Here is a 19020-nt window from a genome sequence, read left to right on the forward strand (position 1 = left end):
GTCAAGAAATGACTACTTCGAGCTGGAATCGCACCCGGCAGCCCGAACTTGAACCCGTTCCCCAGGGTGAGGACGCGATCAGCCTCGGCCGCCGCCTGCGGCACCTCCGCAAGAGCCGGCGCATGACGCTGGAGGAGCTGGGCGCCGTCGTCGGGACAGCGCCGTCCCAGCTCTCATTGATGGAGAACGGCAAGCGTGAGCCCCGGTTGGGCATGCTGCAGTCGCTCGCGAAGGCGCTCGGGGTGAGCATCGACCAACTGCTGGGTGCGGAACCGCCCAGCCGGCGGGCTGCGTTGGAGATCGCCCTCGAGCGGGCTCAGCGGGGTCCGCTGTACGAGTCGCTCGGGCTGCCGAAAGTCCGCACGTCGGCGCGGCTGCCGATGGAGGCCCTTGAAGCGTTGGTGGGTCTGCAGGCGGAGCTCGAGCGCCGGTTAAATGAGCAGGTGGCAACGCCGGAGGAGGCCCGCCGCGCCAACGCCGAGCTCCGCGGCATCATGCGCAGGCAGAACAACTATTTCCCGGATATCGAGGCCGAGGCACAGAAGGTCCTTGCCTCCGTCGGCCACACCAGCGGGCCGCTCTCGCAGCACCTCATCGCCGATATCGCTGCGCATCTCGGGTTCACGTTGCACCATGTGGGGGACCTGCCGCATTCCACCCGATCGGTGACGGATCTGAAGAACCGGCGTATCTATCTCACGCAGTCGCAACGGACGGACCATGACCCGCGGTCGGTCCTGCTGCAGGCTCTCGGCCACTACGTTCTGCAGCATGAGACACCGGAAAACTATCGGGAGTTTCTGAGGCAGCGGGTGGCCACGAACTACTTCGCGGCGGCGCTCCTGCTGCCCGAGAAGGCAACGGTCGATTTCCTCCAGACGGCAAAGTCCGCCAAGGAGATCGCGGTCGAGGACGTTCGGGACGCGTTCGCCGTCTCCTATGAGACCGCGGCCCACCGGTTCACCAACCTCGCAACCCAGCACCTGGGCATCCCCACCCACTTCCAAAAGACCCACCAGAGCGGGATCATTTACAAGGCCTACGAGAACGACGGCGTGACCTTTCCGCAGGATCACACCGGCGCCATCGAGGGCCAGCCCTCGTGCAGGAAGTGGACGTCCCGCGTGGTGTTCGATGTTCCGGACCGCTTTTCCGCCTACAGCCAGTACACCGACACACCGAGCGGCACCTACTGGTGCACTGCCCGCACCGAGCGGGCCGCTGCCGGCGAGTTCTCCCTCAGCGTCGGCGTGCCCTATGCGCATGTGAAGTGGTTCCGCGGACGTGAAACTTCCATCCGTGGTGAGTCCCGCTGTCCGGAGGAATCATGCTGCAAGCTGCCGCCGTCGTCATTGGCGGGTGAGTGGTCAGGCTTCGCCTGGCCCAGCGCGCGTGCGCACTCCCACCTGCTGGCGGCCATGCCGCCCGGCGCATTTCCCGGTGTTGACGAGACCGAGGTGTACTCCTTCCTGCAGGCGCACTCGGGCTAGTCTGGAGCGAGACTGACAGGAGCCTCATGCTTTTTGCCAATGACACTGAAGAGGGTTTGCGCAGCGCGGCCGCGCTCGTGAATACCGAGGATGGGGAGCAGCTTCCCGACGTCGGCTCCCTGCACCGGTTTGCCCGGAACTGGAACTGGACCGGTAACCTGGCGCTCGATGACGCAGAACTGGGCGCCGTCCGTCGCCTTCGCCCGCGTTTGCGCGCCTTATGGGACGGCGATGAGGACTACGTGGTGGAGACGGTGAACTCCCTGCTGCGCGAGTTCAACGCCCTGCCGCAGCTGGTGCGGCATGATTCCTGGGATTACCACATCCACGCAGTCCCGCGGGAGGCGCCGCTGTCCGCGCGCATGGCCGTCGAGGCGGCAATGGCTTTCGTTGACCTGGTGCGTAGCCGGGAGCTGAGCCGATTGCGACTGTGTGCATCGCCGGACTGCGGGAACGTGCTGGTGGATCTGTCGAAGAACCGGTCGCGGCGGTTCTGCGAATCGGGTTGCGGGAACCGGGCTGCGGCGGCGGCGTACCGCGCCCGGCTCGCTGAGCGTGCGGAGTCCGCCTGACCTTTCGAGTCCGGCAAAAAGAAACCCCCGGCCCATTTTTTGGACCGGGGGTTTCTTCGATCAGTACCTACCTACTCAACGGTGAGGTTACGGCACCATCCAGGTGAAACCGCCCCAACCGGTTCCGTTCTGGACCTTGCCCGCGAAGCCACCGGTGCCATTTCCCGAGTAGAGGAACAGCTTGCCGGCGGAGTCACGCGCCAGAAGATCCGCGTTGCTGTCCCCGTCGAAATCGCCGGGGGCAACGAGGGTGAAGTTGTTCCAGCCCTGGCCCGGCTGCGTCCGGGTGCCGAAGCCACCGGTTCCGGTGCCCGGGTAGAGGAACAGCTTGCCGGCGGAGTCGCGGGCCAGGAGATCAGCGGCGGTGTCGCCGTTGAAGTCGCCCGGACCAACGATGGTGAAGCCGTTCCAGCCCGATCCGATCTGGGCCGGCGTCAGGAAGCCGCCTGCACCATTGCCCGGGTAGAGTCGCAGCTTGCCGTCACCAAGACGGGCAATCAGGTCAAAGTTGCCGTCGCCATCCCAGTCACCCGGGGTGACCATGGTCAAGCCGCTCCAGCCTTGCCCGATCTGCGTCTTTCCCGTGACCGTGCCGGTACCGGTGCCCTTGTACAGCCACAGGCGTCCGGAACTGTCCCGAGAGATGACGTCGGAGTTGCCGTCGCCGTCCCAGTCACCCGGAATCAGGATGGCGTTCATGGAGTTCCAGCCCGTACCGATGACCCGGCTCTTCAGGAACCCACCGGTGCCGTTGCCCGGGTAGAGCAGCAGTTGGCCGGCGGAGTTGCGGACAACCACATCCGGATTGCCGTCACCATCCAGGTCTTCGTTGACGGTTGCACCCGCGACCGAAATCGGGACGATCTCCTGCTTGTCACCCGTTGCATTGTGGTGATGAATGAACAGCGCCTTGGCGTCCGTGACGGACTCCTGGCGGTTGACGTTCAGTGTGACTCCAGCCGCCGAAGCGAAGGACGCCGCTGCCGGCTCGCCGCCCTCGAACCACAGTGCCGGTTCGGTGACGTTGAAGTCGATCCAGTCGGTGGTGTCGACCGGGCCACCGGAAACACCGTTCTCGTCAACGTTGAAAGCGCTCGCCGTCGACACCCGGTACTTGATCGGCGCCGAGGCGCCCAGCGTTGCGGCGTTCATACCCAGCTCCGTTACCGGAACCGGAAGGGTCACAACGTTGGTGTCGAACGTGTTGGTGTCCACACTGCCGTCCACCCCGTTGGCGAAGTAGAGGTCGGTATCAAAGACGGGTGCTCCCGCATCATCAATGGTGACAACCTCGAACAGGATCATGTCCAGTGTTGGAGCTCCGGGACCAAGATCCGAGTAACGGAGGGTCTGGACAACGTAATCGACCGTGCTGTCGCCGTCGGTATCGAGCTCGATTGACACTCCGTTGTTGCCGCCGAGCTGCGCCCAGTTCTGCCAGGTGCTGATACCGAAGTTCAGCACACCGGTTGTCGGGTCTCCGGCAGCATCAACCAGCGCCGGAACCGTTGAGGCAGCGCCTACTGCGCGGAGGTCAAACGAGTAGAGAGACTCAAGCGGACGCTCCGCTGCCTTGGGGCTCTCAGCGCCGAGGACCAGCGGTGAAACGATGGACTGGTAGGCGGATTCTCCAGGAACTCCCTGCGAGAGCCCGCGGCCTTCGAGTGCAATGCTGCTCAGGAGGTCAGAGGCGCCGTCGAAGGCAATTTCAGTTCCGGCCGAAATATCCGAGGTGGGCTTCGGTGCCGAGTAGACGGGCACACGAAGTTCCTGCCCATCAGCGCCGAGGAGCTGAATCCGGCCGGAAACGTCGGCGAGGTACTGACGCGGAATGCCGGCCTGAATCTCTTCTGCCGCCGGATCGATTGTTTTGGCGAGAGCCGCAGGATCGGCAATCGTCAGTGTGACGGTCAGCGTTGCCGGGTTGTTGGCCGGAACAGTGATCACCGCTGGTGACACCGAGATGGCAACGCCAGGCATTGTCGACGCTGCAAGGTAGCTGGCGTCATAAGTGACCGGAGCATTGGACGTGTTCTGGACGGTGACCTGCTTGGTGACCGTCAGAGCTTCAGTGCCGAGTTCCAGCACGCCGAAGTTTACCGAGGTGAGGGCCGGCTGCTCCGTCGCGTAGGCCAGAACGGATGTTTCCAGGGCTTGCATCGCGTCAACGCGTCCGGATCCCACGCGGTTCGGTGCGTAGGGAATTCCATCTGCAGTCAGGAGATCATGCGTCGCCGTGTTCATGATGACGCTCTTGGCCTGGTACGGGTTGTACTCGTTCGCGGAGAGGACCAGCGCAGCAATGCCTGCCGTGTGAGGTGCGGCCATCGAGGTGCCGCTCTTCGTCGAGGCCCCGTTGCCGGTTCCTACCTGAACTGAGCCAATGGAAACACCGGGAGCAGTCACATCCGGCTTGACCACGCCGTTGGAGCCATGGACGCCCCGCGAGGAGAACGCCGCAAGGGTGTCCTTCGCGTTGGAGGGTCCGGTAGCCGTTGCCTGATACGAGGGGTCGAGCTGGAGGACAAGCGTTCCCGCCTCCGCCGCCGGCATCAGCCTGGCGGTGTCAGCGGCGGTGAGCTGGAGGCCCGGGATCTTGTCGTTGCCGCCGATACCGGCAGGGAACACGTCAAGCGTTGTGCCGATGACGACGCCGGCGTACCCGGCTGTCGCAGCGTTGTTCCACCGATCGGCTGAGCCGCAGTCACGAGTGGTGTCATTGTCATCCCAGAACAGCCACACCCATTTGCCGGCGTTGGCTCCGGCCACAGGCAGGGCGTCGCAGCCGTCATTGTTGGCTCCGTCAGGTCCCACGACCACTTCACCCCGAAGCGTTTCGGGAGTAACTCCTTCAGCGGCGTAATCGAAGTTGACGGTGTACTGCCCGGAAGCAGGTCCCGCCACGGCCTCGGGTGCCAGAACATCAACGCGGTCCAGGGTTACCTGGGAACCAACGCTGGCCGCAACAGTCAGTGCGGATTCGGCGCTGCCGGGTGAGCCGCCGATGTCGTAGACATCGCCGTCGTTACCGGAGGATACGACCGACAGGACGCCCTGTTCGGTCAGTTCATTGACAATGTCGTTTTCGGGATCGTCGTACGCCGGGAAGGAGGAGCCCAGCGACATGTTGACTACCTGTGCGCGGTCGTCGAAGTTGCCGTCGCCGTTGGGGTCCAGGACGTAGTCCAGGGCCTTTCCCACCACGAGGCTTGAACCCTCGCAACCGAAAACGCGGAGGGCAACAATGCCGGACTCAGGGGCAGATCCCGGGCCGATTCGCATCTCGTTGACGGTCTCCGCCGTGAGGGTGCTGTAGTCACCTTCGAACGTGGTGCCGTCAGCGTTGACTCCATAACCCGAAGAGGTGCCTGCAACGTGTGATCCGTGGCTCTGGCAGTCAAGGGGATTGAGGTCCGGCTGGGGAATTGTGCGTGCGGGATCGGTTGAGCCGGCGTCGTAGGCATCGCCCACCAGGTCATAACCGCCGAGGAACTTGGCGGCATCGTAGAGCGCGGGATCAGGTTCGGCATCAGCCTTGGCCTGATTGAAGGCCTCGATGGTGCCCGGTCCGCCGAAGCCCGCATGGGTGTAGTCAAGACCGGTGTCCAGCACGGCAATGGTGATTCCCTCGCCGGTATTGTCCCGGGCCGTCCATGCTTCGAGCGCGCGAGTGTCAATATCCGCGCCCTTGTTCTCGATGGTTTTGGGGACTATTCCGGTGATCTTCACGACGTCCGGACGGGCAGCGAGCGCCTTGATTGCCTCAGCATCGCCCTGGATGGCGACGCCGGGAAGGGTGTTGGTGGTGGTGTACAGCTGGGAAGCGCCGGCTTCGGCTGCCACCTCGTCCGCTTGTGCCTGGATGCCGGCACGGATTTCAAGAACGCGGTCGGTCCGCTGAATCGGCGTGGTGAACCCGTTGCTGCGTACTTCAGCCGGCTGCGTCTGCTCAAAGGCTCCCTTGCCAGCGAACTGGACGTAGGCCGCCGTCGTTCCCGTTTTCTCGGCGAGGTCCCGGCTGATTTTGGAATCGATTGCGGGCTGAAGCGTTATTCCCTCAGCGGTGGGGCTGTCGGAATCCGGCGCCTGCACTGCCGAAGCCGGTGCCCACATGCTGGAGGCCAGGGCGAGGCCGGTCAGCGACGCCAGCACAGCCCTTCCTGATCTCCGGCGGTATGACTTGCTCATGCTGCTCCTTACGAAGGAAGAGTCAAGGCCCATACCGCTTGAGTCCATTCCTAGCCCCCCGCAGCACTGCTGGCACGGCCAAGACCGGTGTGAGTGTTATTCCATGTGTTGCGATGGGTGCCAGCAGAGATGTGAAGCCCGTTCAGGCTTCACCCTTACAGCTTCATGTGTCACGAGTCACAAGTCAACGGATTTGGTTCGTTAAGGTAGCTAACCGGTCGAGATTTTCCTACGCGGCGCTAGACGGCCGCAGCGCCACCCTGCCAGACCGCATCGAACGGTACGTTCGAAGAGACCCTGTTCCTGATCCCCTCGGTCACGAAAGCCTTGGCAGTACGGGCGGCTTCCAGCGGCGTTGCACCCTTGGCAAGCTCCGCCGCGACCGCTGCCGCAAGCGTGCAACCCGCACCGCTGACCGCGACATCACCCACCTTCGGTGCGCTGAGAATTTCCAGCGTCTCGCCGTCGTAATAGACGTCGACGGCGTCGCTGCCTTCCAGCCTCACGCCACCTTTCGCCAGTACGACGGCGCCGCTTGCCTCATGGATGCGCCGCGCCGCTTCCTTCAGATCCTCCACCGAACGGATCTCGATTCCCGCGAGCGACTCCGCCTCGAAGTGGTTCGGCGTGACGAACGTTGCCAGGGGCAGGATGTTCGCCTTCAGCGCCTGATCAGTGTCGAGTGCCGCGCCAGGCTCCTGGCCCTTGCAGATCAGCACGGGATCCAGCACTACGTTCTTCCACTCCTGGGACTTCAGCGCACCGGCAACAGTGTCGATGGTTTGCGGAGTGCCCAGCATGCCGATCTTCACGGTGCCGATCGCATAGCAGGACTGGATAGCTTCAAGCTGGTCTGCGATGACCTGGGCATCAACGGGAACGAACCGATGGTTCCAGCTGTCCTTCGGATCGAACGAGACAATGCAGGTGAGAGCGGCGATGCCGTAGGTGCCCAGCACCTGGAACGTCTTCAGGTCCACCTGCGCGCCGGCGCCGCCGGTGGCCTCGGAACCTGCGATGGTCAGCGTAATTGCGGGTGCGTCAGTAGCCATTGCACCAGTCTGCCCGACGCCTCGCGGCTTGCGCCAACAGCATCACCGTGCCCGGCCCTCGTGCAGCATCCCGACGGACTTCTCGATCCGTGCTGCCCGGGTCTCAGCTTTCTTGGCGCCGGTGACCTGCAGCGCGTGCCAACTCTTGTTGCTGTAGGAGAGGGTGTCCCAGAACGCCTTGGCTGCAGGGTCCTTCTCGAGCGCGCCCGCAAGGTCCTCAGGTACCTCCACCTCGCGTGGGGCTGTGTCGAGTTCCACCTCGACATCATGCACTTCGCCGGCCTGGACACCGGCTTCCTGGCGCCTGTCCGCGCTGAGTCCGAACATGAACCGGCCACCCATTGACGCGATCGAAGTGCGGAAGGTGAAGCCGTTGACGGTCGCGACAATCTTCGGGTGTTTCCCGCCCCCGAGTTGCTCGACGATGGATTCCGGAACTTCGAACCCTGCCGTGTTCTTGCCGGATGATTCGAGCTCAGCGCGAAACTGCATCGTTGCCTCCACCTGTCGAGCTGCTCTGAACGACGTTGGCTGCAGATTATCCCGAAGGGCGACGTGGGACAATTATCAGACGCCTGGGGGCAGCCGGGCGACAGTGCTAATACAGCGGGCCCTTTGGGCTGCGCGAACCACTTCCACGAATGAGAAACAATGACTCAACTGCAGGACCATGCCCGCGCGCGTTACGCGACCGCCGGCAGCGCAAACTTCTCGATCATGCTGGCGGTTCTTGCCGTCGTCGTCATCCTTTCCAATATCGGCGCATCGAAAGGTGTAGTGATCGGGCCGATCATCGGCGACTTCAGCATCATCACGGACGGCGGGTTCTTCCTCTTCCCGCTCGCGTACATCATCGGTGACGTCATCAGCGAGGTGTACGGCTTCAAGGTCGCCCGGCTCGGGATCATCGTGACGTTTGTGCTGTCGGTCTTTGCATCGCTCGCCTACGCCGTCATCATTGCGCTGCCGGGGTTCGACGATGACTTTGGTCTCGCCAAGCAGGAAGCGCTGGAGTTGGCGCTCGGTCCGGTACCGCTGATTGTGCTCGCGTCTCTGCTGGGGTTCGTTGTGGGGCAGACGCTCAACTCGCTGGTGCTGGTGCGGATGAAGTCGCGGTTCGGCGAGCGCAGCATGGTGGCCCGCCTCATCGCCTCGACCGGTGTCGGGGAATTCGCTGACACGCTGATCTTCTGCGCCATTGCCGCTTCGGTGATCGGCATTACGGATTTCCCGACGTTTCTGAATTACCTCTTCTTCGGCTTCGTCTACAAGACGCTGGTGGAGGTGCTCCTGCTGCCGGTCACGACCGCGGCCATCCGCTGGGTGAAGCGTCGGGAACCGAGCTACGCGGCCGCCTAGCGGCGCCCGTCAAGAACCCCGTCCCCTTGCGCCGCCCTCCGCAAAAGTGCCGTTGTTGTGCAGGATCGTGGGGACGTCCCCACGATCCTGTCACTACGCGGCACTCCTGGTGCAGTTCCACCACGCTTTCAGAATTCTCCCCCGGGTGGCTTCCTGAAACAGGTCCGCCCACTCGAGCCTGATGAAAACCCACCCCTGTTCCATGAGTGCCTTCTCACGTCGACGCTCCTGAAACAGCACCTCGGGGGTCGGAGCGTAGTCGAAGTACTTTGTCTTGCCGTCAAACTCGAGGGCAAGCTTCTGCTCGCGCCAACCGAAATCGATTCGGTGTTCACCGAATCGGGTGTGCACGACCAACTGTTGTTCCGGCTGGGGTATCGGCAGACCGGCTATCAGGTGCGCGGTGAGGGACTCACCCGCTGACTCAGACAGGACGCTGGCATTCTCCACTACCTCACGAGCAATCTGTACGCCCTTGTAGCCTGCCTGGCGTTGAAGCACCTGGTGTAGCTCGGCGCGCTGGACACCCAGATGAAGCGCGTGATCCGCAGTGATCAGCCCCTGCCTGTAGGACAACAGTCTGGCCGAGTCCACAACGGTGCGGGCGCGCGAGGTAACCTGCAACCCGTCGACCATGTCCACCTCGCCGGGCAGCAGCTTTGCTCGGTGTCGAACAACATCAGCGTTGTGCTCCCGCGATGATCCGGAAAGCGGCTGCGTGATGTGAATCCTGCTGTCCACATCCCACAGGCTGAGGCCGTGAACGCGTGCTGCGGACGTATGGCTATACGCGGCTTGCGTCAGCGCATGGCTGGCACGGCTGTGGGCTGTGATCCTGAACCGATCCTGCTCAGCTTCGGTCAGGGATCTCCAGTACTTTGTTGGCACATAGGCGTTGACCTGCAGACGGACGAGGATGCCCCGCTCGACCAGTCGCGTGATCGCGCGGCGGCTGACCCCCATCTGCTCCAGCTCGGTGGTGCGCCAGGAACGGGCCGATCCGCTCAGCCAGGAGTATGCGTTCGCGTCCATTGCACTAGCTTGACCGGCGAAGCGTGGCCCCGTGGCCGTCGTCGCGCATTTGTGGATAAACCTCTGCGTCCAGTACGCAAAGACGCCGACGTTGTGCAGGATCGTGGGGACGTCCCCACGATCCTGCACAAGAACGGCGCTTTTGCGGGAGGGTGGAGAGGAGGGTGGGTGTGCGGGTGCGCGGGCGGAAGAGACGGGGTGCGCGGCGGTGCGGGGTGCGCGGGCGAGAGTGCGAGCTAGCGCTTCGACGCGTAGTAGCGGCCCAGAACCTCGGCCTTGAGGTCGAAGTACGTTCCGTCCTCGATCGCGGCCCGGGCGTCGTCGACCATCCGGATCACAAACCGCTCGTTGTGGATCGAGATCAGCGTTGCCGAGACCATCTCCTTGGCCTTGAACAGGTGGTGAATGTAGGCCCGGGTGTAGTGGGTGCAGGTGTAGCAGTCGCAGCCCTCCATGAGGGGCGTGAAGTCGCGCTTGAACCGGGCATTGGACAGGTTCCACCGACCATCGGGCACGTAGAACGCTGAGTTCCGGGCAACCCGGGTGGGGGAGACGCAGTCAAAGGTGTCCGCGCCGTTCTCAATACCCGTGAACAGGTCGTCCGGCTCCGAGATGCCCAGCAGATGCCGCGGCTTCGATTCCGGCAACTCATCCGCGCACCAGCCCAAAATGGTACCGAGGTTCTCCTTCTCTAGTGCGCCTCCAACACCGAACCCGTCAAAGTTCATCTCCCCGAGATCGCGCGAAGCCTTCCGCCGGAGATCTTCATACTGTGCTCCCTGAATCACGCCGAACAGCGCCTGGTACGGCTTGTCCGACCGCACGTCGGTCAGCCGCTCATGCTCGGCGATGCACCGCTCCGCCCACAACCGGGTCCGCTCCAGTGACTCCTCCTGATACCCCCGCGAATTCATCAGGGTGGTCAGCTCATCGAACGCGAACATGACGTCGGCTCCGAGCTGGTGCTGCACCTGCATCGAAATCTCCGGGGTGAATCTGTGCCGGTCTCCGTTGAGGTGCGAGACGAACCACACGCCGTCGTCGTCGATGTGGGCGAGGCGCTCCTTGCCTACCGCGACGCGGTCATCATCCCCGGCGTGCTCGGCAGCTGCTGCCGAGTCCATGGTGATGACCTTCTTGAATCCCGACCCCAGGCTCATCACCTGGAAGCCGCCCGAATCGGTGAAGGTAGGCCCATTCCAGTTCATGAACTTCCCCAGCCCGCCGGCCTCGTCAAGAACGTCCGCTCCCGGCTGCAGGTAGAGATGGTAGGCGTTGGCGAGCAGCGCCTGCGCGCCGGCCTCCCTCATGGACTCCGGGAGCACTGCCTTCACGGTGGCCTTGGTTCCGACGGCGATGAAGGCCGGCGTCTGAATCTCGCCATGGGGAGTGGTGATGGTCCCGGTGCGGCCATGCAGGCCCTCGCCGGACGCGGTGGTCTCGCTGAGGCGTTTACCGATGGAGAACGAAAAGTCTGATTGTGGCACCCGCCCATCTTCTCAGGAATAGACGGAGGCGCCCGCGTCAGGGAAGAAGCTAGCTGTCCAGCTGCGAGGTCTCGAGGGGACCCGAAGACGGGTAGTGCTGCCGCCGGAAAGCATCCCAACTACCCCAGGCAGTGCGCAGTGACTTCGCCCCCAGACCATAAGTTGAGATGACAACGAGGCTGGACCCCGGGCCTTCGAGAGATGGCTGATCGGCGAGGATCACCAGCCCCTCGCCATGATCGGCGTACTCCGAGACCGTCAAACCCACCTGGTTCTCCGTGCGGAACCACACCGATCCGGTCAGCTCATGCCCGTCCGGGAGGTTGAGGGAGTAGGAGTCCCCGGGCTGCTGTAGCTGCTCGGCACTCAGCTTCCCGATGATCGAACCGCCGTCAGTCGGCTCACCCATGAAAAATGCGGTGCGCCGGGAGCTGGAGGGGTGCCGCTCGAGCGCAAAACGCAGCTGCTGGAGGAAAGTGATCCAGCCCTCCGTGATCTCATCAGCCTCGGCTTCAACCCGCTCAATCGTGACCACACAGCCGTCCTGCACCGGTTCGATCCGGAACGTGTCACCGCCGTCGACGGTCAGGAACGTATGGTTGGGCCCTTCAACCACTGACGGCGCAAAGAAAATGGACTGAATTTCCCCATCCAGGGTGTCGGCTTCCCAGCCGTGCCACTGCCGGACCAGTCGTGGTTCCCGGAGCATGAGCCAGATTTGCCGGGCGTCCGCATTGATGTGCACGCTCAACGGGTTTGAATCTGCCACCGGCACCTCCTGCGCAGGGTGCTGTTCGGTGCTGGACTGTGTGAGGGAATCCGCCTGCTCGCTCATGCGCGCCACTCTACTCCCGCACCTGCAGGCTAACCAGAGGCGGCAGTTTTCCCGTTCAGTGCACGAATGGCGAGCAACTCATGCCCGATGCGCCGGTCCAGCGCTTCAGCCCCAAGGGTCTCAGAGCCGCCGTGCGCGCGCAGGTACAGCAGGACCGTCAGGCGCAGGCCCCGCCAGTCCTTTTCGGCCGCGGGGTCCTTCGTAGACCGCGCGATTTCCCGGTCATACAGGTTCGGCTCGTTCAGTTGCCGCTGGCGCACCGCAGCAGCGAGTTTCGCCTTCAGCGGGTCTGTCTCGGCGTCGTCGGCCGTTCGAAGCGCAGCGGAATACCCAGAGGCACGGGAACCGTCGCCGTCGTCCTGGGTGAGGTGCGCAGCGAGCGCAAGACAGCCCTCGATCAAATTCCAGCGGCCGAAGTTGCCGTCAAACGGCTGGTCCGTGAGCAGGTCGCAGACCCGGAGCGCGCTCGTGGCGTCGGACAGGTCCACGTACAGCGTCAACGCGAGGTCCCGGATGTCCTGCAGACTGCTGCCCGACTTGAAATTGACGCCGCGGGTGAGCCGTTCGGCGAGCTCATTCACACGCGGGCTCTCGGCATGGATGGCGGCGACGTGGGCGACCAGCGCCTCCGGCGACCCCTCGTCGGTGACGATGTGCGCGAGTTCATCGGGCGCCTCCGCCTGGACGGTCGATCCGGTGGCAATCCGCACCGTTTCACCCGACTCAAGCGTGGCCACCACAATGGCCGGAACACCGAAATCATCATGCTCGACGGCGGTGTCCACCACTTCACTGGTGCGCTCGCCTCCCGGAAGGAGGAGTTTGCGGCCGGCCTTCACGGCCTCGGCGGCGAGCGGTTGTAGCTGCGCGTCCACGTCGCTGTCGATCATTGGGAAGTCCTGCCTCACTGCACCTGTTGCCCCGGTTCGAACGGAACCGGTCGATAAAGAAACGGTAACGCCTCAGCGGCCCCAACCGGCGTAGGCGAGCGCCTGGCGCAGGAGGCTGTCGCGTCCGCCGGAGAACTCGGCGCTGACTGCGGGGCTGAGAGCTTCCTCAGGCGTCAGCCACGTCAGTTCCAGGGCATCCTGCCGCGGGTTGCATTCGCCGGTGACCGGAATGAGGTACGCCAACGCGACGGCGTGCTGCCGGTCATCGGTCAACCCGGTCTCGGAAGGGGAGGGAAAATACTCCGCAACAGTGAACGGCGTGGGGCACGGCGGCAGTTGGGGGAGCGCGAAGGGCCCGAGGTCCTTCTCGAGGTGCCGCAGCAGGGCGGCCCGAATAGTCTCCCGGTACATCACGCGGCCGGATACGAAGGTGCGCACCATCTCGCCCTGGTCATTGGCCTGCAGCAGCAACCCCACCTCGGTGACATACCCGAGGGAATCGCATCGGACCGGGATGGCCTCAACATAGACCATGGGCAGCCGGCGGCGTGCTTCGTAGAGGTCATCCTCATTGAGCCATCCGGGGTTGGGGTCTGGGGTGCGCAGGTTCATACCTTCTGTTTTATAGCAGAGAAGGGCTGCGGCGTCCCTGACTCGCTGCACTTCGGCCAATGGCTGAATAGCGGGGGACGCTCAGGAAGCGGTGTTTCCGGTGTAGTCGTTGAGGTCTTCCTGCCGCTGCTTGACCCGGATCTCGCCGCCGTCCGGGTTGGGAAGTCGCAGGGATCGCTCGTAGTTCTCATCGATCAGGATCGTCGCGGTGGGGATGCGCGGCTGCAGGATCTCCACGTCGCCGGAGAGCTCGAAGGCGAGCTCCGTGCTGCCCTTGCCGGCTCCGTGAACCGCGATCAGACCGCCGTTCTTCGCCGTGAAGTCCACCCGGGACCCCTCCTCCGAGCTGAACCGCTTTCGGGCGCCGATGTCACTGAACACCTTCGCGGCGGCTGCCACGTTCGTCGCCAACCAGATGGGCATAACCGCCAGCCCTTCCTCCGCGGGCGCTGTACCGCGGAGCGCGGCCTCATAGGCGAGGAACGTCCGCCCGTCCGTTGCGGTGACCTGCGCTGCCGGCCCATCTGCAGTGTCAATAACGACGGCGGCTGTCCCTGCTTCAGCGGTACGGCGGGCGAACTCGGAGACGGCCCCGACCTCGAAGCTGAAGCTCACTGACGGCTGGTGTGCAACGTGCAGGGCAACGTGCCCACCGTCCGCGGTGAAAACCCGCCAACCCGGTGCATCCTCGACCTGACGCAATCCGAGAGCGGTGAACAGGTCCGAGAAGGCGTCGAAGTTCGGGGTGAAAACGATGGGCCGTACCCTGAGCATTTACTTCTCCTCCACCTGGATGTGCCGCTTGCAATCTAGCGCAACACGGCGTCCAGTACTCTCAACCCATGGCCGCTGAACTGCCCGAACTCCTCCTGCCCGATGCCCAGCGCTGGCGGGTGTGGCTGGAAGAGAACCATGCGTCGTCGTCGGGAGTGTGGCTGGTCCTCCACAAGAAGGGTGGAGCGGTGACCACCCTGACCTGGGCTACTGCCCTCGACGAGGCGTTGTGTTTCGGTTGGATTGACGGCCAGGCCAGAAAACGCGACGGCGAGAGCAGCTTCCAGCGATTCACGCCTCGCGGGCCGCAGAGCATCTGGTCGCTGCGAAATGTAGGGCACATTGAACGGCTGGAAGCTGAAGGCAAGATGCGGGATGCGGGTCGCGCCGCCGTCGAACGGGCCAAGGCAAACGGTCGGTGGGAGCGCGCGTATGCGGGGCCCGCCACCGCCGTCGTGCCGGATGATCTTGCAGCCGCAATAGCGGCGAATCCGGACGCGCAGGCGATGTTCGACGTGCTCACCTCCCAGAACCGGTATGCGCTCATCTTCCGGCTCGGTCAGCTGAAGACAGAGGCCGGGCGGAGGAAGAGAATCGAGGCCTTTGTGGACATGCTCGCACGGCACGAGGCGCCCTATCCGCAGAAGCGGAAGCCCTGAGGCTAGCGTCACCTGCCAGTCGCCGGATGTGACCGCCGCGCAATCCTGACCGCAACGGTTGTGAGAATGACGGTGACCGCCGCGAGTCCTGCCGCAACCGCCGTCGTCGTCGATTCCGGCGCGCCGAAGGTGCGCCCCACCACGATCCAGGCCAGCCCCCAACAGATGGCAGCCGCAATCGCAAAGCGTCCGCTGCCGCGAAATGCGAGGAGCACGCCGATTCCGGCGACGACGGCGAGAACGATTGCGGCCCAGGCCGCCGGTGGGATGCCGAAGCCGCCGAAGCCCCCTGCGACGAGAGCTGCGGTGATGTTCGCGCAGACCGCCACGCAGACCCAGCCCAGGTAGAGTCCGAGCGTGCCGTCCGTTACGATTCCATCGATCGTGGAGGTGGGCTTTGTGGTGGTGAAGATGGCGAAGAGAACAGCCAACACTGCGAGCAGGGCGAGAATGACCAGGACGCTGCCACCAAGTAAGCCGGCCTGAATCGACAGGATCCACGCGGCGTTGAGCAACATCGACACGGCAACCCACCAGCCGAGGCGGCGCTGGCGGCGCGCGGTGCGCTGCGAGGGGAACCACTGGTAGACGGTGTACGCGCCCAAACCTGCGTAGATGACGCTCCAGATGCTGAACGCCGCGCCCGCCGGTGCCAGGAGCGTGGCGTCTGAGCTGAGTGCGCCGCCGGCGGCCTCGTCGATCGGTGTGCCGCCGAACGCGCCGGAACCGATGGCGGTGCCGATGATGCACAGAACAAAGGCAACCGTCACGCCGGTCTGCCGAACCCGATCCGAAGTCATCGGTTCTCCCTTCCTCGCTTTATCTCCACCATAGACACATCAGCCGGGCTAGTGAAAGGGCGTCTGCGGTTTCGATGCCGCGCGAAGGCTTCACCTGTGGGCGGGTTAGTGGAAGAGTGCTGTCAACACGCATATGGGGGTTCAAAAGTGATAGAACGACGACGTCTCACCGGCTCAGCAGCGACGGCTCTCCTTGCCGCTGTCCTCCTGACAGCGTGCTCAGGCCAGAACCAAAGCGACGACGACGGTCTGGCGACCTTCAGTTCCATGGATGACGCTTACGCGGCGGTCGACGAAGTGCTGCAGTGTGAAGCTGATCCGGCTGGCAGGCCGATTGTGCCTGCAGATGAAGGCAAACTGACCTCGGAGCAGAGACTGTGCGCCGAGAATGTGCAGGTAGACCTGTACTCGGATGCCGCTGCGCTCCAGACAGCGTATGAGATCTGGAGTAACTCGCATCAGGGCACGGTCCAATTGGTTCGGGGCGCCAACTGGATGGTTGTCGACGTGACGGATGTGGCAACGGGTGAGCCATCAACCTGGGACATTGAGCGCGTTGCCGATGAACTCAATGGGGAGTACTCCGCCGTCGGCTCGTGACCGGAACTATCAGCTTCGACTGGCGGTTAAGTCTTCACATTGAAGTTCGCTTTCGCTGAAGTTCCGCGATCCACCGGAAGGCACACGTCATCGTACGCAGGATCACTGTGACCAGCGCTGTGTTGCTCGCGCTGCTCGCCTCGGTGGTGTTCCTCGGTCCCCGATTGGTCGACGGCTTGCAGGCGGGCGGCGGCTCTCTGCTGGGACTCGCTGAATGCACGGTGGAGACTTCGGAAGGAGAAGTTGGACTCAACCGTGACGAGGCTCAGCTGGCGACGACGGCCGTGGCGCTGTTGGCTCGCGGTATGGACGCTCCGGACACTTCCACCATTGACGAGGCGGTATTGCAGCGGCTGGCCGAGGGCCCGCTCGAGGACGCCGGTCCCAGCTTGAGCTGCCGCGGATCAGCGGCCAGCGACCTGCCCGAACAGCAGTTGACTGCCACCGGGCTGACGCCGCGCGCGGAGCAGTTGCGCGTGGCGATGATGGAGGTGTTCGGTGACCAGAGCCTAGGCGGGTTTGCTCCGGGAGGTGTCGGTCAGGGGCACGGAGCTGACTCGACCCACTATGACGGACGCGCCATTGACGTCTTCTTCCGTCCGGTGACCGAGGAAAACCGGCGCGAAGGGTGGATTCTGGCCCATTGGCTTGTGGCTCATGCCGAAGAGTTCGACATTCAGTACGTCATCTTCGACGATCGGTTCTGGAGCGCGCACCTGGCTCGCGGTGGATGGCACGACTACGACGCACCTGACCCGAGCAACGAGATCCTGCGCCACCTCGATCATGTGCATGTCGACGTGCTGCGTGGAGGGACTGACTGAACCTCCAGCGGTTGCTTCAGAGGACGGTTGATGCCGCCGGACACCGTGAGACCTTCCGATGGGACGAATCAGCGCTGTAGTGTGATCGCGTGATCCTTCCCAACACCGTTCAAAACGCCGTGGCAGTCGCCGATCACTACGACGAGCTCGATCCGGTTTACCGGCACGTATGGGGCGATCATGTCCATCATGGGCTCTGGGCGACGGGTCGTGAGACACCCGCCGAGGCCGTCGTCGCACTGGCTGAGACGGTCGGCGATCGACTGAACTTGACGCCTGGCGACGAATGCGTTGATATCGGCTGCGGCTATGGTTCCACCGCTCGGCAGCTCGCTGAGACACGTAAGGTTCACGTCACCGGCTTCACCCTCTCCGCTGAACAGGCCCACTACGCTGCCGAGCATCCCGAACCCAACGTGGACATTCAAGTTCGCGACTGGCTCGACAACGAGCTGAGCGACGCCTCGGCCCATGCCGCATGGGCGATCGAGTCGAGCGAGCACATGGTCGACAAGCCCCGGTTTTTCGCCGAGGCGCATCGCGTGCTGGCGCCTGGCGGCCGCTTGGTCGTCTGCGCGTGGCTCGCGGAGACAGATGCAAGCGGTTGGAAGGTTCGGCACCTGCTCGAGCCGATTTGCCGCGAGGGACGCTTGCCCTCGATGGGCACTCGCGAGGAGTATGAGGCGATGGCAATGGCGGCGGGTTTCGTGGTCACTGACTATGAGGATGTCAGCGGCCGGGTTGCGCGCACCTGGACGATTTGCGCCCGTCGACTTGTGAAGGCCTTGCTCCTCGACCGTGACACCCGGCGCCTCGCTTTCAGAGCGCGCAATCGCATCTTCGTTCTAAGCATCCCGCGTCTGATCCTGGCCTACCGCACCGGCGCGATGCGCTATGGGATATTCACGTTGTCGAAAGCCGACGACGACGCAACGCCACCCCAGCCCGGTGAACCGCCGCTGTGAACATGAACCCCTGACGATCGCCTCATGTTTGAAGTAAGTTTGGGCCCATGAATCCCCAGCACCTCCTGGTCGAGGCTTCGGATGGCAGTCAGCTCGCTGTGAGCCGGTGGCAAGCCCCGGGACCTGCAATCGTCTTCTTACACGCTGGAGTAGCGGATAGACGTTCCTGGATCGCGGTTGCGGCTGAGCTCCAGGGAGATGGTTTCGACCTCGTCGCATATGATCGGAGGGGTTATGGTGACACCCCGGCCGCTGCAGAGTCTTCGTCATTTACACACGTTGAGGACCTGCTCACTATCATCGACAATCTGGGCCTCGAGCGAGTCCTCCTCGTTGGCAACTCGATGGGTGGGGCAGTCGCGCTCGATACTGCGCTGATGCACCCTGATCGAGTCAAGGGACTGGTACTCATCGGTGCTGCGGTGTCTGGCATGACCGACGAGGACACTCCGTTTGACTGGCAGCCGGATGACGCGTCCGGACCGCTCATGGCGCGCGCAGATGACCCCAAGGCGACAGATGACGACAGGATTCGTGCGCTTGCTCATCTCTGGCTGGATGGGCCAAGGGCCGCAGAAGGCCGAGTCGCGGGTGAAGCCCGGGACCTCTTCAATGCGATGAACCGGAAGATTCTCGCGGTCGCTGCGCCAGACTCAGCCGGCAGCCACGGTACTGATGCCTGGACCCGACTTGGTGAGGTGAGCGTGCCGGTGCTGTGCACCTGGGGTGATCTCGATCTGCCCTGTGATGTGCCGTTCTACGAGGAGACAGCACGCCGGATCGGGCAAGGGGCCGTACAGGTCTTACCCGAGGTGGCACACCTGCCCGGCCTCGAGAAGCCCGCCCTCATCGCAGAGTTGGTGCGAGAAAGGGCGCGCTGA

The 19020-nt window shown here is 63.7% G+C and carries 18 protein-coding genes; 8 read left to right on the forward strand and 10 right to left on the reverse strand.

Translation table 11 applies throughout. The features are described 5' to 3' along the window. Window positions 1–8: 8 nt before the first annotated feature. Together ACZ2GY_RS01740 and ACZ2GY_RS01745 are read left to right on the forward strand one after the other, a co-directional pair. Complete coding sequence (locus ACZ2GY_RS01740; RefSeq protein ID WP_471672800.1) at window positions 9–1490, forward strand: helix-turn-helix domain-containing protein; 1482 nt, start codon at window positions 9–11, stop codon at window positions 1488–1490. 26 nt (window positions 1491–1516) lie between these two features. Further along, window positions 1517–2062: a CGNR zinc finger domain-containing protein gene (locus tag ACZ2GY_RS01745; RefSeq protein WP_346027923.1), complete on the forward strand. Its 546-nt coding sequence runs from the start codon at window positions 1517–1519 to the stop codon at window positions 2060–2062. Between the two features lie 87 nt (window positions 2063–2149). On the opposite strand, the gene ACZ2GY_RS01750 is transcribed toward ACZ2GY_RS01745, so the two are convergent. The 3 genes from ACZ2GY_RS01750 to ACZ2GY_RS01760 form a co-directional block, all read right to left on the reverse strand. After that, window positions 2150–6250: a S8 family serine peptidase gene (locus tag ACZ2GY_RS01750; RefSeq protein ID WP_471672801.1), complete on the reverse strand. Its 4101-nt coding sequence runs from the start codon at window positions 6248–6250 to the stop codon at window positions 2150–2152. A 239-nt stretch (window positions 6251–6489) separates the two neighbouring features. Beyond that, a complete protein-coding gene (gene thiD / locus ACZ2GY_RS01755) occupies window positions 6490–7302 on the reverse strand; it encodes a bifunctional hydroxymethylpyrimidine kinase/phosphomethylpyrimidine kinase (RefSeq protein ID WP_471672802.1) in 813 nt (270 codons plus the stop codon). Between the two features lie 42 nt (window positions 7303–7344). Further along, window positions 7345–7794, reverse strand: a complete 450-nt coding sequence (locus ACZ2GY_RS01760; protein ID WP_056546138.1) for a YdeI/OmpD-associated family protein — start codon at window positions 7792–7794, stop codon at window positions 7345–7347. A gap of 159 nt (window positions 7795–7953) precedes the next feature. Here ACZ2GY_RS01760 and ACZ2GY_RS01765 point away from each other — a divergent pair, with 159 nt between their 5' ends. Next, window positions 7954–8661 (forward strand): queuosine precursor transporter, encoded by a 708-nt coding sequence (locus ACZ2GY_RS01765; protein ID WP_471672803.1) that lies wholly within the window; start codon window positions 7954–7956, stop codon window positions 8659–8661. Window positions 8662–8754: 93 nt separating this feature from the next. Here the strand turns inward: ACZ2GY_RS01765 and ACZ2GY_RS01770 are convergent, their stop codons facing one another. From ACZ2GY_RS01770 to ACZ2GY_RS01795, 6 genes are all read right to left on the reverse strand, one after another. Then, window positions 8755–9693, reverse strand: a complete 939-nt coding sequence (locus tag ACZ2GY_RS01770; RefSeq protein ID WP_471672804.1) for a type IV toxin-antitoxin system AbiEi family antitoxin domain-containing protein — start codon at window positions 9691–9693, stop codon at window positions 8755–8757. A 236-nt stretch (window positions 9694–9929) separates the two neighbouring features. Further along, entirely contained in the window at window positions 9930–11180 is a 1251-nt protein-coding gene (gene tgt, locus ACZ2GY_RS01775; RefSeq protein WP_277359416.1) for a tRNA guanosine(34) transglycosylase Tgt, read from the reverse strand. Window positions 11181–11229: 49 nt separating this feature from the next. Next, window positions 11230–12015 (reverse strand): SRPBCC family protein, encoded by a 786-nt coding sequence (locus tag ACZ2GY_RS01780; protein WP_471672805.1) that lies wholly within the window; start codon window positions 12013–12015, stop codon window positions 11230–11232. Between the two features lie 29 nt (window positions 12016–12044). Further along, on the reverse strand, window positions 12045–12905 hold the full coding sequence (locus tag ACZ2GY_RS01785) for a DUF6707 family protein (RefSeq protein WP_471672806.1): 861 nt from the start codon (window positions 12903–12905) through the stop codon (window positions 12045–12047). Window positions 12906–12977: 72 nt separating this feature from the next. Continuing rightward, on the reverse strand, window positions 12978–13517 hold the full coding sequence (locus ACZ2GY_RS01790; RefSeq protein WP_056546148.1) for an NUDIX hydrolase family protein: 540 nt from the start codon (window positions 13515–13517) through the stop codon (window positions 12978–12980). 81 nt (window positions 13518–13598) lie between these two features. Then, a complete protein-coding gene (locus tag ACZ2GY_RS01795; protein WP_471672807.1) occupies window positions 13599–14291 on the reverse strand; it encodes a VOC family protein in 693 nt (230 codons plus the stop codon). 68 nt (window positions 14292–14359) lie between these two features. Between ACZ2GY_RS01795 and ACZ2GY_RS01800 the strand changes: the two genes are divergently transcribed. Further along, the gene (locus ACZ2GY_RS01800) at window positions 14360–14950 is read left to right on the forward strand and encodes a YdeI/OmpD-associated family protein (protein WP_471672808.1); all 591 of its coding nucleotides are present in this window, start codon (window positions 14360–14362) and stop codon (window positions 14948–14950) included. Between the two features lie 8 nt (window positions 14951–14958). Here ACZ2GY_RS01800 and ACZ2GY_RS01805 read toward each other — a convergent pair whose 3' ends face one another. Then, the gene (locus tag ACZ2GY_RS01805) at window positions 14959–15750 is read right to left on the reverse strand and encodes a tryptophan-rich sensory protein (RefSeq protein WP_471672809.1); all 792 of its coding nucleotides are present in this window, start codon (window positions 15748–15750) and stop codon (window positions 14959–14961) included. Window positions 15751–15897: 147 nt separating this feature from the next. On the opposite strand from ACZ2GY_RS01805, the gene ACZ2GY_RS01810 reads away from it, so the two are divergent. The 4 genes from ACZ2GY_RS01810 (at window position 15898) to ACZ2GY_RS01825 (ending at window position 19020) form a co-directional block, all read left to right on the forward strand. Then, window positions 15898–16350 carry a hypothetical protein gene (locus ACZ2GY_RS01810; protein ID WP_471672810.1) on the forward strand — a complete coding sequence of 151 codons (453 nt, stop codon included), beginning with the start codon at window positions 15898–15900 and terminating at the stop codon, window positions 16348–16350. Between the two features lie 107 nt (window positions 16351–16457). Then, on the forward strand, window positions 16458–17174 hold the full coding sequence (locus ACZ2GY_RS01815; protein ID WP_471672811.1) for a VldE C-terminal domain-containing protein: 717 nt from the start codon (window positions 16458–16460) through the stop codon (window positions 17172–17174). An 89-nt stretch (window positions 17175–17263) separates the two neighbouring features. After that, on the forward strand, window positions 17264–18139 hold the full coding sequence (locus ACZ2GY_RS01820) for a class I SAM-dependent methyltransferase (RefSeq protein WP_346027933.1): 876 nt from the start codon (window positions 17264–17266) through the stop codon (window positions 18137–18139). A 47-nt stretch (window positions 18140–18186) separates the two neighbouring features. Then, a complete protein-coding gene (locus ACZ2GY_RS01825; protein ID WP_471672812.1) occupies window positions 18187–19020 on the forward strand; it encodes an alpha/beta fold hydrolase in 834 nt (277 codons plus the stop codon).

This window comes from Arthrobacter sp. KKT183, from assembly GCF_055657625.1.

Bases quoted from the DNA above. Each gene is read 5' to 3' on its own strand.
- ACZ2GY_RS01740 (WP_471672800.1), top strand. From the start codon at position 9: ATGACTACTTCGAGCTGGAATCGCACCCGGCAGCCCGAACTTGAACCC.
- ACZ2GY_RS01745 (WP_346027923.1), top strand. From the start codon at position 1,517: ATGCTTTTTGCCAATGACACTGAAGAGGGTTTGCGCAGCGCGGCCGCG.
- ACZ2GY_RS01750 (WP_471672801.1), bottom strand. From the start codon at position 6,250: ATGAGCAAGTCATACCGCCGGAGATCAGGAAGGGCTGTGCTGGCGTCG.
- thiD (WP_471672802.1), bottom strand. From the start codon at position 7,302: ATGGCTACTGACGCACCCGCAATTACGCTGACCATCGCAGGTTCCGAG.
- ACZ2GY_RS01760 (WP_056546138.1), bottom strand. From the start codon at position 7,794: ATGCAGTTTCGCGCTGAGCTCGAATCATCCGGCAAGAACACGGCAGGG.
- ACZ2GY_RS01765 (WP_471672803.1), top strand. From the start codon at position 7,954: ATGACTCAACTGCAGGACCATGCCCGCGCGCGTTACGCGACCGCCGGC.
- ACZ2GY_RS01770 (WP_471672804.1), bottom strand. From the start codon at position 9,693: ATGGACGCGAACGCATACTCCTGGCTGAGCGGATCGGCCCGTTCCTGG.
- ACZ2GY_RS01780 (WP_471672805.1), bottom strand. From the start codon at position 12,015: ATGAGCGAGCAGGCGGATTCCCTCACACAGTCCAGCACCGAACAGCAC.
- ACZ2GY_RS01785 (WP_471672806.1), bottom strand. From the start codon at position 12,905: ATGATCGACAGCGACGTGGACGCGCAGCTACAACCGCTCGCCGCCGAG.
- ACZ2GY_RS01790 (WP_056546148.1), bottom strand. From the start codon at position 13,517: ATGAACCTGCGCACCCCAGACCCCAACCCCGGATGGCTCAATGAGGAT.
- ACZ2GY_RS01795 (WP_471672807.1), bottom strand. From the start codon at position 14,291: ATGCTCAGGGTACGGCCCATCGTTTTCACCCCGAACTTCGACGCCTTC.
- ACZ2GY_RS01800 (WP_471672808.1), top strand. From the start codon at position 14,360: ATGGCCGCTGAACTGCCCGAACTCCTCCTGCCCGATGCCCAGCGCTGG.
- ACZ2GY_RS01805 (WP_471672809.1), bottom strand. From the start codon at position 15,750: ATGACTTCGGATCGGGTTCGGCAGACCGGCGTGACGGTTGCCTTTGTT.
- ACZ2GY_RS01825 (WP_471672812.1), top strand. From the start codon at position 18,187: ATGAATCCCCAGCACCTCCTGGTCGAGGCTTCGGATGGCAGTCAGCTC.